Raw genomic sequence first — 16,961 nt, forward strand, 5'->3', positions numbered from 1 at the left:
GCTATTCGTTGCAATCTTTTTATTTTGTCATATTGAGCCTGTCGAAATACAAAATAAAAAGGATTTTCACTACTATCGGGGCTAGATTAGAATTTGTTTTATTTATAAGTTAATTTCTATATATTTGGAATTAAATAAATCCGATTAAATAAGACTTACACGATTAAATTTGGATATATAAATAAATTTCAGCAGTATTAAATACAAATTACGCGACATTAGTGAGCAGAATCAAATAAACTAATTCAAATGTTAAAAACAATTACAATAATTTTACTTTTAATGCTAAGTGTTAATTTAATTGCACAAAATTATGAACCATTAAACGGAAAATGGATTTTTAAAAAAGCATTAAATAAAGAAGTTGATGCTGCTGGTAGAAAAACTTTAAAATCAGATATAATCAATAAAATGACTTTTGAATTTAAAAACAATAACAATTTTACTGCATTTGCATTTGGACAAAATATGAGTGGAACATGGAAATATTCAAAAGACTTAAAAACGATTTCTTTAAATGTTGATAAGGAAAAATTTGAAATATTAATTCTTAAACTTACCGAAAGTGAAATAATATTAAAAATAGGATTAGGAGAGTTTTTAATGAAAAAAATCTAACGGCAACTGTTAGGTTAAATTCACTCAAAACAAACTAAAAGGAACATTTAAAAACAAATAATATGAAAAAATACTGCTTAATTATTATGTTGCTAATAATATCAAATACTTACTCTCAAGTAGTTGAAGACGGACAGAAGTTCTTTAACAGTAATGAAGTTGATACTAAGCCAGAATTCAAAGGTGGAATGGAGAAATTTTATAAGTATATGGCTGAAAATTTTAAAGTACCAGAAGAAGAAGGAATAAAAGGAAAAATTATTGTAGAATTTATAATCGAAAAAGATGGTTCAATTTCTAATTTTAATGTAATTCAAGATATTGGATACGGTAGTTTAGAGGAGGTAACTCGATTTTTTAAAAAATGTCCAAACTGGCAACCAGGAACAAAGAACAGTCAAGTCGTTAGAACTAAATACACACTCCCAATAACTATAATGTCTGGTAAATAACACCAGATCGCTCGGACATCCACAAACGTTAGGCAGAATTGCATTCTGTGCCCGCAACGATGAGTAACTTTGTAGAATTACTTAATGGGATGCTTCCTTCGTCAGCATGACAAGTTTGCGGAAAACAATTTAAAAACCTGATAGCTCAAATAGACCAATACCTCAAAAAAAAGGTAATAATGAAAAAATTAAATAGCTTTTTAATTATATGCATTTCACTTTTTGTGACTACTTTGTCTGTGTTCCCTTTTTTAGGCACAGAAGAATTTCATAATAAAATAGTTGAAAACTGGTACTATACTCTTCCTTTAAGAATTTTATCAGGTATTTTTATAGGGCTTATTTTTTTCATCCCTGTATTAATTTTTAACGTATTAATTAGCAAATTAAATTTTAAAAAAACTCTTGAATATATTCCGTTAAAACAACTTTTTGTATTTCTCTTTTTTGGAAGTTTGATTGGTAATATTGTATTTTTATTAATATAAAAAACATACTTTTTTGATAAAACAAAATAAAATAACAAAGCATTTTAAAAACTTATTATTTTTTTATTCTTCTTTTTCTGGAAAATCTGGAAGAATTGAGTTTGGAATCTATTTTCTAATATATTGTGTTTTACAAATAATTATGATCGATTTATATTCCAAGATAAATTTAGATAATGAAAAAATTCTAAATTTATTTTACGTTGACTTAATCCTTCTTTTACAATTTGTCCCTATGCAAGCTGTGGCAACGAGAAGATTGAGAGATTTAAATTTAAATACAACTTTAATTATTGTAAATGTCATACCGATTATTAGTATTTTGTTTAAAATCTATTTAACTGTTGCAAAATCTAAACATAGCTCTTCGAAGTCTCCTGACTCGAAGAAAACCAAATAAACCAATAGTTTTTAAAATTACTAGATGAGATGCTTCCTTCGTCAGCATCACAAGATTGAGGAAAATTAAGAAGCGGTCGAATTTCTTTTACACAATATCTATAACAACTTCTTTTATTTAGTTATTTTTAAGGATACCTTTTTTGATAAAAAATCATGGAAGAACTTTTATGCCAAATAAGAAACTGCCGCGTATGCGAAGCTTATCTGCCCGATGGCGTTCGTCCGGTTGTGGCAGCAGGAACCGAAAGCAAACTCATCATTATTGGTCAGGCACCGGGTAGAATTGTGCATCAAACAGGAATTCCCTGGAATGATAAAAGTGGTGACACTCTGAGAAAATGGCTGGATATTGACGAAAGCGACTTTTACAATCCTGATCTGGTAGCATTAGTCCCGATGGGATTTTGCTATCCCGGCACCGGAAAACAGGGCGATTTACCACCGCGCCCGGAATGCGCTCCGCTATGGCATCCGCAATTAATCACACAAATGCCTCAGGCGAAGCTTACTTTGCTCGTTGGTCAATATGCCCAAAAGTATTATTTAGGCAACGATGCCGAAAAAACACTCACAGCAACCGTTAGAAATTTTAAAAGCTACTTACCAAACTATTTTCCACTGCCACATCCTTCTCCCCGAAACAATATCTGGATGGCTAAAAACGAATGGTTTGCTCAGGAAGTTTTACCCGAATTAAAAGCAGAAATCAGACAAATTTTTCGGTAATTCAAAGCATTCTTTGAAAAATATGCTTCGGCTAATCGCTTTTTTTGCTTATGAAAACATATTTTACATAAATTCGTTTTTTTAAGTATCAACTTCAGAAAACATAAAAATGAGTCACCAGGAAGAAGAATTAAAACGAACCATAGGAGTTTTTGGCTTATCGGCCAATATTATGAATGTAATTATTGGCGCAGGAATCTTTGCTCTACCCGCTATTGTTGCTGCTTCTATGGGAGCTTCAAGTATTATTGCTTATCTTTTTTGCGGACTATTGATGGCATTGATTATGCTCTGCTTTGCCGAAGCTTCCAGTAAAGTAACTCAAACCGGAGGTGTTTATTCGTATATTGAAACGGCTTTTGGACCTTATGCCGGATTTCTGGCTGGAGTTTTTACAGTAATGGGAACTTTACTTGCCGATGCCGCAGTTTCTAACGCCTTAGTCAATGTACTGGCTGCCGCTCATCCTTTTTTCCAACAAACTTTGGTACGTTTTTCCTTTTTAACCATAGTGTTTTTTGGTTTGGCTTTTATCAATGTAATTGGTGTCAAACAGGGAATTGGACTGGTAAAAATCAATACGATTGCCAAATTAATTCCGTTGTTGCTTTTAGTCACTTTTGGATGGGAAGCAGTTACTACTGCTAATCTTACTATCGAAAGTTTTCCTGACATTCAACAACTGGGCAAAACCTCTCTGGTTTTATTTTTTGCCTTTCAGGGTTGCGAATCGGGAATTGTGGTTTCGGGTGAGGTAATTAATCCCAAACGAACCATTCCAAAGGCTATTTTTATCAGCATTACCGCTGTGGTAGTTCTTTATATGCTTATTCAAACTGTTGCGCAGGGCGTTTTAGGTGCCGAATTACCTCAATATACCGCTACCCCGCTGGCTGCTACCGCCAAAGTAATTTTTGGACCTATTGGCTTCCTGATTTTAACTATTGGTGCGGCAATTTCGATGTTTGGATTTTTAAGTGGTGATATTTTAAACAATCCCAGAACTTTATACGCACTCGCTCGTGACCGCGTTATCCCGATTAAAGCGCTGGCTAAAATCCATCCTTCATTTGCAACCCCTTATTTATCTATTATACTCTATGCTGCAATTGGTTTTTTAATTGCTGTCACAGGAAGTTTTGAAAGTTTAGTAATTATTGCCAGCAGTTCTATCCTGATGGTTTACCTTGGAGTTGTTTTGGCTGTCATTAAATTACGATATAGCCAACCAACAAAACCGGACGAATTTACCATTCCTGGCGGTTTAACAATTCCTGTTCTTTCCATCAGTATTATTCTTTATTTTTTATCCAATTTAGCTCAAAATGAAATCATTGGGACGGTAATTGCAATTATCGTTTTAACTGCAATTTATGCTTTAATTCGTTTTTCAAACACTAAAAAATAAAACAACAACAACCTTTTAGGAGTGTCCTGCTTACTAAACAGGATAAAGTTTTCCTCCTAAATTGCTTATCTTCGTGTTCCCACAAAATTTTAGCACTGATAAAACCAATAACTCAGGCATCTTTTTTGTGGTGACACCAATCATTATTAACCTTTAATAGAAAAAATGAAAAAAATCTGTTTCTTCCTTCTTGCCTCATTAGCAATTACAACAAACGCATTTTCGCAAAAAAACGATAAAAATATTTTTCCTGACGGAACTCCAATTCCGGAATGGTTTTCGGATGCTTCCAAAATCAATCCGGCGGATTTAGGTAAATTTTATTCCATCACCGACTATGGTGCGCTAAATGACAGCACCATAGTACAAACCGCAGCCATTCAAAAAACCATTGACGAAGCCTACCGAAACGGCGGCGGTGTGGTCGTGATTCCAAAAGGAACATTTATGAGCGGGGCTTTATTTTTTAAACCAAACACCCATCTTCATGTATCCGAAGGAGCCGTTTTAAAAGGTTCGAACAACATTAACGATTATCCTTTTATGCCTTCCCGAATTGAAGGACAAAGTATTGAATATTTTACAGCATTGGTAAATGCATACGGTATCAACGGTTTCACCATTACCGGAAAAGGAACTATTGACGGAAACGGTCTAAAATTTTGGGAAGCTTTTTGGCAAAGAAGAAAAGAAAATCCGAAATGTACAAACCTCGAAGTTTCCAGACCGCGTTTAGTTTTTATCTGGAAATGCGATAATGTTCAGGTTCAGGATGTAAAATTGCACAATTCGGGTTTCTGGACCAGCCATTACTATCAATGTAACAATGTTAAAGTTTTGGATGTTCATATTACTTCGCCTCATGCTCCTGTAAAAGCGCCAAGTACTGATGCGATTGATATTGATGTGTGTACCAATATGTTAATCAAAGGTTGTTATATGGCTGTAAATGATGATGCTATTGCTTTAAAAGGTGGAAAAGGACCTTGGGCTGATAAAGATCCAAGCAACGGAGCCAACCAAAATATCATTATCGAAGATTGTGATTTTGGATTTTGCCACGGTGCTTTAACCAGCGGAAGCGAAGCTATTCAGAACAAGAATATTATTGTTCGTAATTGTACTGTTGACAATGCCATTAGACTTTTATGGTTAAAAATGCGTCCAGATACGCCTCAAAAATACGAGTACATTACCGTGGAAAATATTAAAGGTTATGCTAAAAGTATGATTTATGTAAAACCCTGGACTCAGTTTTTTGACTTAAAAGGAAGAAAGGACGTTCCGTTATCTTATTGTGACAACATTACTATGCGAAATATCGATATTAAATGTGATGTTTTCTATGATATGGCCATTACACAGTACGACAAATTGAGCAACTTCACTTTCGAAAATTTAAAAATCGAAGCCAAAAAAGAAGAGATGGATAAAACAATCATTACAGGTTTAAAACTTAAAAATGTAGTAGTAAACAACAAAAGCATCAAATAAAAATAATTCTATTTTAAAAATAATACAATACACCGCAAAGGGTATAATATCAATCATATTATGCCCTTTGCCGTTTTTAAACATCTTTTGCTATGAAAATTATTCACAAACTAGTTCTTCTAATATTCTTTTTAAGTGCTAATACTAAAGCACAAAATACAACCGCTCCAATCAAACTGATTGATATTCTACTTACTACCAGTCATCCCGATTGGAATTACAAACTCAATGAAGAAGCTACCGTAAAAATTAGCGTTCTGCGATATGGATCAGCTGTTGAAAATGTAGAAATTGAATACCAATACGGTCCCGAACAATTAGCTCCTGAAAAAAAAGGAACGCTGAAATTAACGCACGGGATTGGTGAAATTAACATTGGAACGATGAATACTCCGGGCTTTCGTCAATTAAAAGTTCAAACCAAAATTGATGGTTACGTTTATAAAAACGAAATCAAAGTAGGCTTTGCTCCTTTTGAAATTCAACCAACGGTAAAAATGCCTAATGATTTTGACCGCTTTTGGGAAAAAGCCAAAGCCGAAAACAGCAAAATTCCAATGGATGCCGTAATCACACACAAACCGGAATTATCTACTCCAACAGTTGACGTTTATTTGGTTCGTTTACAAAACTATAAATTAGGACACTATCTTTATGGTTATTTAAGCAAACCAAAAGACGATAAAAAACATCCCGTTTTATTCAATCCGCCAGGTGCGGGAGTCAAGAAAATCAATCCGATAACCTCTTATGTCGATGACGGTTTTATCAGTTTTAACACTGAAATTCACGGTGTTTCTCCCGAAACAAACGAAACAGATTTTCAGGAAATCCGTAAACAACTTACAGATTATTGGGCTATTCATTTAGAAGACAAAGACAATTATTATTACAAAAGTGTCTATTTAGGCTGTGTCAGAGCCATTGATTTCCTGACCAGTCTTCCCGAATTTGATCAAAAAAACGTGGTGGTAACTGGCGGCAGTCAGGGTGGTGCCTTAACTATGGTCACTGCCGGAATCGACAAAAGAGTCAATTATATTGCAGCTTTTTATCCGGCACTTTGTGATAATTCAGGCTATTTACATGATCGTGCCGGAGGCTGGCCACATATGTTTAGCGATAAACACAAAAACAACAGTCCCGAAAAACTACAAACTATGGAATATTATGATGTAGTAAATTTTGCAAAAAAAATAAAAATCCCCGGATTCTATTCAGCAGGGTACAACGATAATACCTGCCCGCCTACTTCAACCCTTTCAGCCTTCAATTCGGTTAAAGCACCAAAAGAAATTGTAATTACTCCTATTTCTGCCCATTGGCGATTTGGAGAAACCAATGCCCAATCTATAAAATGGTTACAACAAAAATGCGGGATTGAATAACAAGAAAACATAGACCAAATCAACCAACCTAAAAACAGCATGATGACTAAAAAAACCAATCTCATTTTATTAGTAATAGTAAGTGGTATTTTGTCAGCTTATAGCCAGCAAAAAGATTCTATTTCTGATTATATTTCTATTATTAAGTCCAATATTTATAAGGATTATAAAGGAATGTATCGCAAAGGAGGGGGATCATTAGTTTATCCGTTTCTTACTCCCGGCAGCAATCAATATGATAATGTATTATGGGACTGGGATTCCTGGTTAAGTAATATTGCACTTCGCCAAATTTTAAGTGATATTGGAACAGAAAAGGACAAACAGGAAGCTTTAAAATACGAACAGGGTTGTGTTCTTAATTTTTTACATTATGGCGACTGGGATGGTTATTTACCTATTGTAATTTGGGAAGATTCAAAACCACGTGATATCCGTCCCGAAAACATTTATGATGTTAATATGCACAAACCGGTTTTAGCACAACATGCTGCATTTATAACCAAAACCATTGGTGGTGATGCAGAGTGGCTTCGGGAAAAGTTCTACCATCTTCAGGCCTTTGTAAACAATTATAAATCCCATCACAAAAATCAGGCAACGGGACTTTATTACTGGCAAAATGATGTAGCTATAGGGGTAGATAACGATCCCGCAACTTTTTTCAGACCCAATAAAAGTTCAGCATCCATCTACCTGAACTGCCTAATGTACAAAGAGCTACAAGCAATGGTTTATCTTGCCAAACAATTAAATCAGGCTGCTGTGGGCGAAGAATTTGAAAAAGATGCCATAGCCCTAAAAGCGGCTATTCAAAAAAACTGTTGGGACGAACGGGATGGTTTCTTTTATAGTGTTGATTTAAATTTAAAACCCGTTGATAACCATCAGGACAACACATTAGGTAAATCATTTATTATTCACAGCGGCTATCCCCGTGATTACGACTGTCTGATTCAACGCATTGAAGTTTGGTCGGGATTTTTGGCTTTATGGTCCGGAATTGCAACTCCAGAACAGGCCGAAAGAATTGTTAAAGAACATTTTGCAAATCCTAAAACCTTTAATGCTACTGCAGGTGTGAGAACACTTTCTAAAATGGAAAAAATGTACAGCTTAAGAGCCAGTGCTAATCCTTCAAACTGGAGAGGTCCTGTGTGGGGAATTTCAAACTATATGGTTTTTAAAGGATTAGAAAAATATGGCTACAAAAAAGAAGCATCTGAACTCGCCCGAAAAACAATAACAATGTTTGGAAAGGATTTCAAAAAAAATGGCGCCTTACACGAATATTATGAACCGGAAACAGCTGAACCTCTTTTAAATAAAGGATTTCAAAACTGGAATTATCTGGTTTTAAATATGATTGCTTCATTAGAAGGAAAAAAAGCAGTGGAAGAATTTTAACGCAAATCTTAAAATCTGTTTTTAGAATATAGCTAAATTAGCTTTTCTATATCCCATCCAAAATTGTTTTACTACTTTTGCAGTTCCTAATTTTACTACTATGTCAACAGCAAAAAAAGACTATAAAAAAATTACAACTAAGTCCTTAATTGATATGAAAGCACAGGGAGAAAAAATCTCCATGCTTACTGCCTACGATTATACAATGGCTAAAATTGTGGATTCGGCCGGAATTGATGTGATTCTTGTGGGAGATTCGGCTTCCAATGTAATGGCGGGACATGAAACGACCCTGCCGATCACTTTAGACCAAATGATTTATCATGCTTCTTCGGTAGTTAGAGGAGCCGACAGAGCTTTGGTTGTAGTCGATTTGCCTTTCGGAAGTTATCAGTCTGACCCTAAAGAAGCTTTGCGTTCGGCAATTCGAATTATGAAAGAAAGTGGCGGTCATGCGGTGAAATTAGAAGGTGGAAAAGAAATCAAAGATTCTATCAAAAAAATATTAAATGCCGGAATTCCGGTGATGGGACACTTGGGTTTAACGCCACAATCCATCTATAAATTTGGAACTTATACCGTAAGAGCCAAAGAAGAACAGGAAGCGTTAAAATTAATTGAAGATGCTAAACTTCTGGAAAAACTAGGTTGTTTCTCTTTAGTTTTAGAAAAAATCCCAGCCAAATTAGCCCAGCAAATAGCCGAAAGTATTTCTATACCGGTGATTGGAATTGGTGCCGGTTCCGGAGTTGACGGACAGGTTTTGGTAATCCATGACATGCTGGGAATGAATAATGAATTCAGTCCGAGATTTTTACGTCGTTACATGAATTTATATGAAGGAATGACTTCGGCAATCAGTCAGTATGTTGACGATGTGAAATCCAAAGACTTTCCGAACGAGAAAGAGCAATATTAACTTTTTCTTAAACTCTATATAAAGTAGCACTTCTTTGGTAATTCTATATTTACCAAAAAAAAAGAAATGCCCGAAATATCAAAAACCTTTATTGTTATTCCTTGTTATAATGAAGAAAAAGCTATTTCGGGCATTGAATATTCCCGTTTTTTACAAAATCACCCCGAAGCCTCTGTTTGCTTTGTAAATGACGGCTCTACCGACAATACGCTCCTTGTTCTACAAAAAATCCAAAAGGAACATCCTCTACAAATTCAGCTGATACCTTTGCCTCAAAACAGCGGAAAAGCCGAAGCAGTCAGACAGGGAATACTATTTTGTACTCAAAATTTCAGACCGCAACACATCGGCTATCTTGATGCTGATTTGGCCACAACATTGGAAGAATTTATGGCGGTAAAAAACAATTTAGATAACGAAATTGTCTTTTGCTTTGGCTCCCGAATTCGAAAAATAGGTTCTACCATCAACCGTGAAAACAGTCGCTTTCTTATCGGGCGTATTATCGCTACTTTTATTTCGAATATTTTAGATTTAAAAGTATATGACACCCAATGTGGGTGTAAAGTTTTCACAAGTGAAATTGCCCAACTTCTGTTTCAAAAAGAATTTATATCCAAATGGCTTTTTGATGTCGAATTATTCTTTAGAATGATAAAGCATTTTGGCAAAGAAAACGCTCTGAAAAAAATGAGCGAAATTCCACTTAAATCCTGGATTGAAAAAGGAAATTCGAAAGTAAAACCCAGCTATTTTTTTAAACTCTGGCTTGATTTATATTTCATTAAAAAAGCATACAAAACGGCAAAAAGCAAAACATTCAAGCCTTATCTGGTAAAAACTACAGCCTAAAAAAAAATCTAAAAAAAGTGTTTTTGTGACACTATTGTTAAAAGATAACAATTATAAAACTGCTATTTTTGCAATCTAATAAAGCAGTTGATGAAAGAACTTTCCAATAAAAATAATCTTCAGGTTTTACATGAAGACAATCATATTATTGTAGTTAATAAACGGGTTGGTGATATTGTTCAGGGCGATAAAACCGGAGACAAACCACTAAGTGAAGTCGTTAAAGAATATATCAAAGAAAAATACAACAAACCCGGAGAAGTATTTCTGGGCGTGGTACACCGCTTGGACCGTCCCACAACGGGAATTGTCGTTTTTGCACGAACCAGCAAGGCCTTAACCCGATTGAACGATTTATTTAAAAACAGAGAAACTCAAAAAACCTATTGGGCTGTTGTGAAAAATAAACCGCTGGAAAAAGAAGCTAAATTGGTGCATTTCCTTAAAAGAAACGAAAAAAACAACACTTCAAAAGCGCACTTAAAAGAAGTTCCGGACAGTAAAATAGCCAGCCTGGATTATAAAATCATCAAAGAACTTAACAATTACACCGCTTTAGAAATCAACTTACACACCGGAAGACATCACCAAATCAGAGCACAGTTGGCAGCCATCGGTTCACCAATAAAAGGCGACTTGAAATATGGTTTTGACCGCAGCAATCCTGACGGTGGAATTCATTTACACGCCCGAAAATTAGTTTTTGTGCATCCGGTTTCTAAAGAAATACTCACTATTGTTGCGCCCGTTCCGAACGATGTAATTTGGAACGCGATTTAGTATTTTAGAAGAGAAAAATAAAACGTAGCTTTATACGCTTCAAATTTTCAATCAATTATTCTTACAGCATTACTTATGAAATCTAATAAAGACCGAATTCAGGAATTAAAAACCAACGGTTATCAACTTAGTTTTGAGGCGGTTTTCAACCTTGCTTTTGAAAATTATAAAAAAATAGTGGTCTATGCCGGTTTACTGTTTTTAGTTTCAGCCGTCTTACTTGGAATGTTGGCATTCGTAATTATAGCCTTCACTTTCGGAATAGAGAATTTCCAGGAATTCATCAAACCGGAAAATTTAGATCCAAACAACTTTTCCGATGAATTTTTAATGATTTATATTGGCAGCGTCACTTTATTCAGTTGCTTGGTGAGTCCATTTTTTGCAGGAATTATAAAAATGGCTCATTGTGCTGAAATAGACGAAGAATTTCACGTTTCGACAGCTTTTCAATATTACCAATTCCAATATTTCAAATCACTTTTCCTTGCCACTTTACTCATTACAATTTTAAACATGGGCGTTTCCTCTGTGGTAGATTTAAGCGGATTGCCTATTTTAGGATTCTTGGCTTCATTAGCTATTTCACTTCTGAATGTGCTCACGGTTCCATTAATTATTTTCCGTGATTTTAAAGCTTTAGAAGCCATCAACACCAGCTTTACTTTGGTTTCCAAACAACCACTGGTGCTTTTAGGGCTGCTAACGGTTACTTATTTATTTTGCATAACGGGTGTTTTCATGTTTTTCATCGGTTTGTTTTTTACTTTGCCGCTTTTGTATTCCATGTATTACGCAATTTACAAATCAATTATAGATTTCGAATAAACATTTAAATTCCCTTAAAAACTCATTTTTTTGACGAAACAACTACCAATTTCTTTCAAACATTCTTATTTTTAACGAAATTACCCCAAATAATTTTGCTAAATTTAAGATTTAATCCATGAAATTATGATGCCACAATGTCTCATTGCATTAAAAATGCTTACCAACAGTGTTAATGGCTCCACTAATTTTTACTCTATTAATACCTTTGACATTGTAGATCAGTTACCTATTGATAAAAATCTTTATCGAACTGTGATTCCATTTATCTTTTTGATTATTTTTTTATTAATTTATAAATTTCATCAAATCAAATATTCCTTCGGGAATCGTTTTATTAAAAACTTTACTCCGGAAAACTCCGAAAGAAAAGAATACCAACTCTATTTTTTATTTCTGGGACTGATAGTTTTAATATTGGAAATCACTTTCGAATATTTTAATTTAAGACCTAAAAGCATGTTAATCACTAATGTGAGCATTGCTTTTTTTCTAATTTTCATGAGTTTTATTAGTACAAAATTTGATTTTGTATTTCAAAATATCGTAAAAATATTTCGAGTTGTTTTTTTTGTTGCCTTCCTCAATACACTCCGCAATGTGATCAAATTGGATACGGACAACATCCCGTTTTTGACTTTTTTACTGTTTATTTACTTTTCATATACAACCCTAAAACCCGGCAAACTTTACTGGGCTTTTATTTTGTTTGTATTCAGTACACTCATTGGAATTTCCTTACTCAAATTAGCACCTTTAAACCGGATTACAATTCTTTTTAATTACACTTTAATTATTGTTTTTGTCAATTACATCCGCCACATGTCGATACAGGATTTAAATGATAAATTCCAATTTTACAATCAGATTATACATAAAGGAAATTCATTGATAATGGCCAAAAACAATCAAAACAAAATTGTTTTTTGCAGCGAAAGTGTACAAACAGTTTTGGGTTACAGTTCCAAAGAATTACTGGGGTATGGCTATTATAATTTAACAGAAAATCCCGAAATAACGGCTAATGAAACTTTTGAAAGCCAGATAAATGATAGAGTTTTTGTTAGAAAATTAAGATGTAAAAACGGTGAATACAAATACATTCAATGGAAAAACAAACAATTTTCTAATGATTTAATTATCGGAATTGGTCAGGATATCAGTAATCAGATTCAAATTCAAAATCAATATAAAAATCTGGTTGAAAATGCTCAGGATTTTATTTATGAACTAGATACATATGGAAACATCACTTTTGTCAATGATTATACCTTAAAGAGCCTTAATTATACCAAAAAACAAATTGTAAATCAGCATTATTCTCTGTTTGTCCGAAAAGATTATCTGAGCATTTTGGAGTCTTTTTACCTTAACAATAGTGAAAACAGCGTAGATTTCCCAACATTGGAAGTTCCTGTTTTGAAGAAAAACGGAGACACTTTATGGGTGGCTCAAAAAGTTATCATCAGCCGAAATGATTTTGGAAAAATCAACGGTTATTCGGCAATTGCCCGTGACATCACTTTTATGAAAAATATTGATGTAGAAAAGCAAAAACGAGATGATAAAAACAAAAAATACAATGAAAACTTATTAAAATTTACCGCAAAAAGTTATTCAACCGAAGAAAATTTAGAGACCAAACTAAAGTCGATTCTGGAAAATGCGGCTAAAACCATTGGCGCCAGCAGAACGAGTTACTGGGAATATTTTGAAGATAAAATTTGCTGTTTACAATCATACGAACTCAACAGCAATACATTTACCAATGGCTTAATTATAACCAAAGAAAACTATCCGGATTTCTTTTTGTCCTTAGAAAATAAAACTCCGCTGGTAGCTTCGAATGTAAAAAACAATCCAATAATAAAAGAATTATATCCGGACAGACAGGACGTACCCGGCGTTTGTTCCGTAATCAAAACCCCGGTTTTTATTAACGGTGAACTTATAGGATTAGTGTGTATCGAAACGATTGCAACAATCAAGCAATGGGATAATGAGGATATTAATTTTTCCAGAGCCATTGCCGACAGCGTTGCTATTGCCTTTGAATCGAAAAAAAGACTGGAAGCCGAGCACAAACTTAAATACAAAAGTGAACTGCTTGCAGCTATGAACCTTTGCACCGAACGTTTTTTAAATGTAAAAGACATCGATAAAGTTTTTGCTGACGTTTTAATCATTATTGGAAAAGCAACTAAATCTTATCGCAGTTTTTATTACCAAAACAATCCTGAAAACAATACTATCAGCCAAAAATACCGCTGGACAACCGGACATGAAACTTTAACTGAAATTGATGCTTCCTTCCAAAATTTGGAATATCCTTTTTTTGAAGATTTACTGGAACCTTTATTAGAAAATAAAATTTATCACAATACGATTTCTAATGTCAAAAGCGAAACCTTAAGACAAAAAATGAAAGTCTTAAAAGCCGGTTCCATAATCCTTTTACCCATTTTCGTAAAAAATAAATTTCACGGTTTCATGGGCTTAAACGATTTGAACGAAGGTCGTAACTGGGCTGATGATGAAATTCAAATTTTGCAAACACTAACGATGAATATTGGTTCTTCTATTGAACGAATAGAAAACGAAATTACAATTAACGAAAGTGAAGAAAAATTCAGATTGCTGGCTAATAATATTCCCGGAACGGTTTATCTGTCTGAAAACGACGAGAATTTCACCAAAATTTACCTCAACGATGAAATTGAAAAACTAACAGGTTATCCGAAAGAAGATTTTCTGGAAAAAAGAATCGTTTTCAAAGATTTAATTCATCCGGATGATTTAGAAAAAACATTAACGAAAACTATCCAAAAATTATCCAAATTAGAAGCTTTTCATCTTGCTTACCGCATTATAAACAAAAATAACGAAATCGTATGGGTTGACGAATTTGTGGATACGGTAGTAAAAAATGGTGAAATCAAATACATCGAAGGAATCATGCTCGACATCAGCAAACGAAAAGATGCCGAAAAAGCTATTAAAGCCAAAGAATATGCCGAAGCGGCCAACAAAGCAAAATCGGAATTTTTAGCCAATATGAGCCACGAAATCCGAACTCCGCTTAATGGAATTATCGGATTTACCGATTTGTTGATGAAAACCAAACTGGATCGTATTCAGGAAAAACACATGATAACGGTCAATCAGTCGGCGCATACTTTATTGGAAATTGTAAACGATATTTTGGATTTTTCGAAAATCGAAGCCGGAAAACTGGAATTACACATCGAGAAACACGATTTGAAAGAATTGATGGATCAGGTGATTGATTTAATTCAATTTGAAGCCAATCAAAAAAACCTGAAGCTGGAATTAAACATTGATACTGAAGTTCCGCGTTATGCCTGGATAGACATCGTGAGAATCAAACAGATTCTTATTAATTTATTATCCAATGCGGTGAAATTTACCGAAAAAGGAAGCGTACAACTAAATATTATTTTAAAGGAGAAAATCGGCGAAAACCAAACCAGAATTCGTTTTTCGGTAATCGATTCCGGTATTGGAATTTTAGAACAAAATCAGAAAAAAATATTCAAAGCCTTCTCGCAAGAAGATAGTTCTACGACCAAAAAATTTGGAGGAACAGGTCTTGGACTAACCATTTCGAATAAACTTTTAAATTTAATGGACAGCCGATTAAAATTGAAAAGTGAAATTGGAAAAGGTAGTCATTTCTATTTTGATATTGATTTACAAACAAATTCCGAATTACCGGAAGAACAACAAGAAAACAAAACAGTTTCCGATATGGATACGCCGGCAATGCTAACGGCTAATTCTAATTTAGCAAAAAGCAAAATTTTACTGGTAGAAGACAATAAAATCAATATGCTTTTGTTAAAAACCATTATAAAAAACAGTCTTCCGGAAGCCCAACTTTTTGAAGCTGCAAATGGTGCTGAAGCGGTTAAACAATTTGAAAATATTCTTCCGGACATTATTTTTATGGATATCCAAATGCCGGTTATGAACGGCTATGAAGCCACGGAAGCCATTCGGGAATTAGACCGCGGAAAAGAAGTCCCGATTATAGCCATTACCGCCGGAACCGAAAAAGAAGAAAAAAACAAATGCCTTGAAATGCAAATGAATGATTATATTTCGAAACCAATTGTAAAAGGCATCATCGAAAAAACACTGCTCAAATGGGTTAAATAAACTATTAACTAAAATTAAAAGCTATGAAATGGAAAGGAAGAAGACAAAGTGACAATGTGGAAGACCGCAGAGGTATGTCCTCCGGTGGAAAAACAATTGTAGGAGGTGGAATTCTTGGAATTATCATTTTATTACTTAATGTTTTTGGTGGCGAAAATGCCCAAATGATTACTCCTGTTTTGGAACAATTAAATCAGGGACAAAGTCAGCAAACTACCGAACAAAGAGATTTAACTGCCAAAGAACTCGAAGAACAGGCTTTTGTAAAAACATTATTAGCAGATAACGAAGATGTTTGGTCCCGAATTTTTGAAGAAAACAATCTGAAATACTAAAAGCCAACTATCATTTTATTTAGCGGAGCAGTACAAACAGCCTGCGGAAATGCTACTTCCGATTCAGGACCTTTCTACTGTCCCGGAGATCAAAAAGTATATATGGATTTAACTTTCTTTGAAGAACTCAAAACCCGATTTGGCGCTAAAGGAGGCGACTTTGCAACTGCTTATGTCATAGCGCACGAAATAGGACACCACGTTCAAACTTTATTAGGAACTTCGGCTAAAATGAGACAAATGCAACAAGGAAAATCTAAGGCTGAAGCTAATAAACTTTCCGTAGCCCTGGAACTTCAGGCTGATTTTTATGCCGGAGTTTGGACACATTACAATCAGGAAATGAATAATATTTTAGAAGAAGGGGATTTGGACGAGGCTTTAAGTGCGGCTCATGCCGTAGGTGACGATGCCATTCAGGCAAAAATGCAGGGACATATTGTACCGGAATCTTTTACTCATGGCACTTCTGAACAAAGGAAATACTGGTTTATGAAAGGTTATAAATCAGGTGATATCAAACAGGGAAATACTTTTAGAGAGTTTGGTTATAATTTGAACTAAAAAAAATAGAAATTCCTAAAACAAAAAAAGAAGCCGTCTCAAAACATAATTTGAGGCGGTTTTTTCATTTCAGTCTATTTGGTTTGATTTTTACTTCTGCTGAAAAAAACTAAAATTGTCC

Annotated in this window: 14 protein-coding genes and 1 pseudogene; all 15 read left to right on the forward strand. The window is 34.3% G+C overall.

The features are described 5' to 3' along the window. Positions 1 to 249 precede the first annotated feature (249 nt). The 15 genes and pseudogenes from B6A10_RS07445 (at position 250) to ypfJ (ending at position 16,840) form a co-directional block, all read left to right on the forward strand. Entirely contained in the window at positions 250 to 618 is a 369-nt protein-coding gene (locus B6A10_RS07445; RefSeq protein ID WP_188220367.1) for a lipocalin family protein, read from the forward strand. 62 nt (positions 619 to 680) lie between these two features. Next, a complete protein-coding gene (locus B6A10_RS07450) occupies positions 681 to 1,070 on the forward strand; it encodes an energy transducer TonB (RefSeq protein ID WP_188220368.1) in 390 nt (129 codons plus the stop codon). A 179-nt stretch (positions 1,071 to 1,249) separates the two neighbouring features. Further along, positions 1,250 to 1,558 (forward strand): hypothetical protein, encoded by a 309-nt coding sequence (locus B6A10_RS07455; protein WP_188220369.1) that lies wholly within the window; start codon positions 1,250 to 1,252, stop codon positions 1,556 to 1,558. A 13-nt stretch (positions 1,559 to 1,571) separates the two neighbouring features. Next, positions 1,572 to 1,958 carry a DUF805 domain-containing protein gene (locus B6A10_RS16435; RefSeq protein ID WP_188220370.1) on the forward strand — a complete coding sequence of 129 codons (387 nt, stop codon included), beginning with the start codon at positions 1,572 to 1,574 and terminating at the stop codon, positions 1,956 to 1,958. A gap of 155 nt (positions 1,959 to 2,113) precedes the next feature. Beyond that, positions 2,114 to 2,686 (forward strand): uracil-DNA glycosylase family protein, encoded by a 573-nt coding sequence (locus tag B6A10_RS07465; protein ID WP_188220371.1) that lies wholly within the window; start codon positions 2,114 to 2,116, stop codon positions 2,684 to 2,686. Positions 2,687 to 2,795: 109 nt separating this feature from the next. Next, positions 2,796 to 4,094 carry an APC family permease gene (locus B6A10_RS07470; protein ID WP_188220372.1) on the forward strand — a complete coding sequence of 433 codons (1,299 nt, stop codon included), beginning with the start codon at positions 2,796 to 2,798 and terminating at the stop codon, positions 4,092 to 4,094. 165 nt (positions 4,095 to 4,259) lie between these two features. Then, positions 4,260 to 5,588: a rhamnogalacturonidase gene (locus tag B6A10_RS07475; RefSeq protein ID WP_188220373.1), complete on the forward strand. Its 1,329-nt coding sequence runs from the start codon at positions 4,260 to 4,262 to the stop codon at positions 5,586 to 5,588. A 92-nt stretch (positions 5,589 to 5,680) separates the two neighbouring features. Continuing rightward, positions 5,681 to 6,976 carry an acetylxylan esterase gene (locus B6A10_RS07480; RefSeq protein WP_188220374.1) on the forward strand — a complete coding sequence of 432 codons (1,296 nt, stop codon included), beginning with the start codon at positions 5,681 to 5,683 and terminating at the stop codon, positions 6,974 to 6,976. 39 nt (positions 6,977 to 7,015) lie between these two features. Further along, positions 7,016 to 8,383 (forward strand): MGH1-like glycoside hydrolase domain-containing protein, encoded by a 1,368-nt coding sequence (locus tag B6A10_RS07485; RefSeq protein WP_157502546.1) that lies wholly within the window; start codon positions 7,016 to 7,018, stop codon positions 8,381 to 8,383. Between the two features lie 100 nt (positions 8,384 to 8,483). Next, positions 8,484 to 9,302 (forward strand): 3-methyl-2-oxobutanoate hydroxymethyltransferase, encoded by an 819-nt coding sequence (panB, locus tag B6A10_RS07490; protein WP_055091060.1) that lies wholly within the window; start codon positions 8,484 to 8,486, stop codon positions 9,300 to 9,302. Between the two features lie 66 nt (positions 9,303 to 9,368). After that, positions 9,369 to 10,154 carry a glycosyltransferase gene (locus B6A10_RS07495; protein WP_188220375.1) on the forward strand — a complete coding sequence of 262 codons (786 nt, stop codon included), beginning with the start codon at positions 9,369 to 9,371 and terminating at the stop codon, positions 10,152 to 10,154. 90 nt (positions 10,155 to 10,244) lie between these two features. Further along, the gene (locus B6A10_RS07500; RefSeq protein ID WP_055091062.1) at positions 10,245 to 10,934 is read left to right on the forward strand and encodes an RluA family pseudouridine synthase; all 690 of its coding nucleotides are present in this window, start codon (positions 10,245 to 10,247) and stop codon (positions 10,932 to 10,934) included. Between the two features lie 75 nt (positions 10,935 to 11,009). Further along, positions 11,010 to 11,762, forward strand: a complete 753-nt coding sequence (locus tag B6A10_RS07505; RefSeq protein WP_188220376.1) for a DUF2189 domain-containing protein — start codon at positions 11,010 to 11,012, stop codon at positions 11,760 to 11,762. Positions 11,763 to 11,918: 156 nt separating this feature from the next. After that, complete coding sequence (locus B6A10_RS07510; RefSeq protein ID WP_188220377.1) at positions 11,919 to 15,941, forward strand: PAS domain S-box protein; 4,023 nt, start codon at positions 11,919 to 11,921, stop codon at positions 15,939 to 15,941. 23 nt (positions 15,942 to 15,964) lie between these two features. Next, positions 15,965 to 16,840 (forward strand): annotated as a pseudogene (ypfJ, locus tag B6A10_RS07515) (KPN_02809 family neutral zinc metallopeptidase). The last annotated feature ends 121 nt before the right edge of the window (positions 16,841 to 16,961 follow it).

This window comes from Flavobacterium pokkalii, assembly GCF_014596575.1.
Classification (GTDB): Bacteria; Bacteroidota; Bacteroidia; order Flavobacteriales; family Flavobacteriaceae; genus Flavobacterium; species Flavobacterium pokkalii.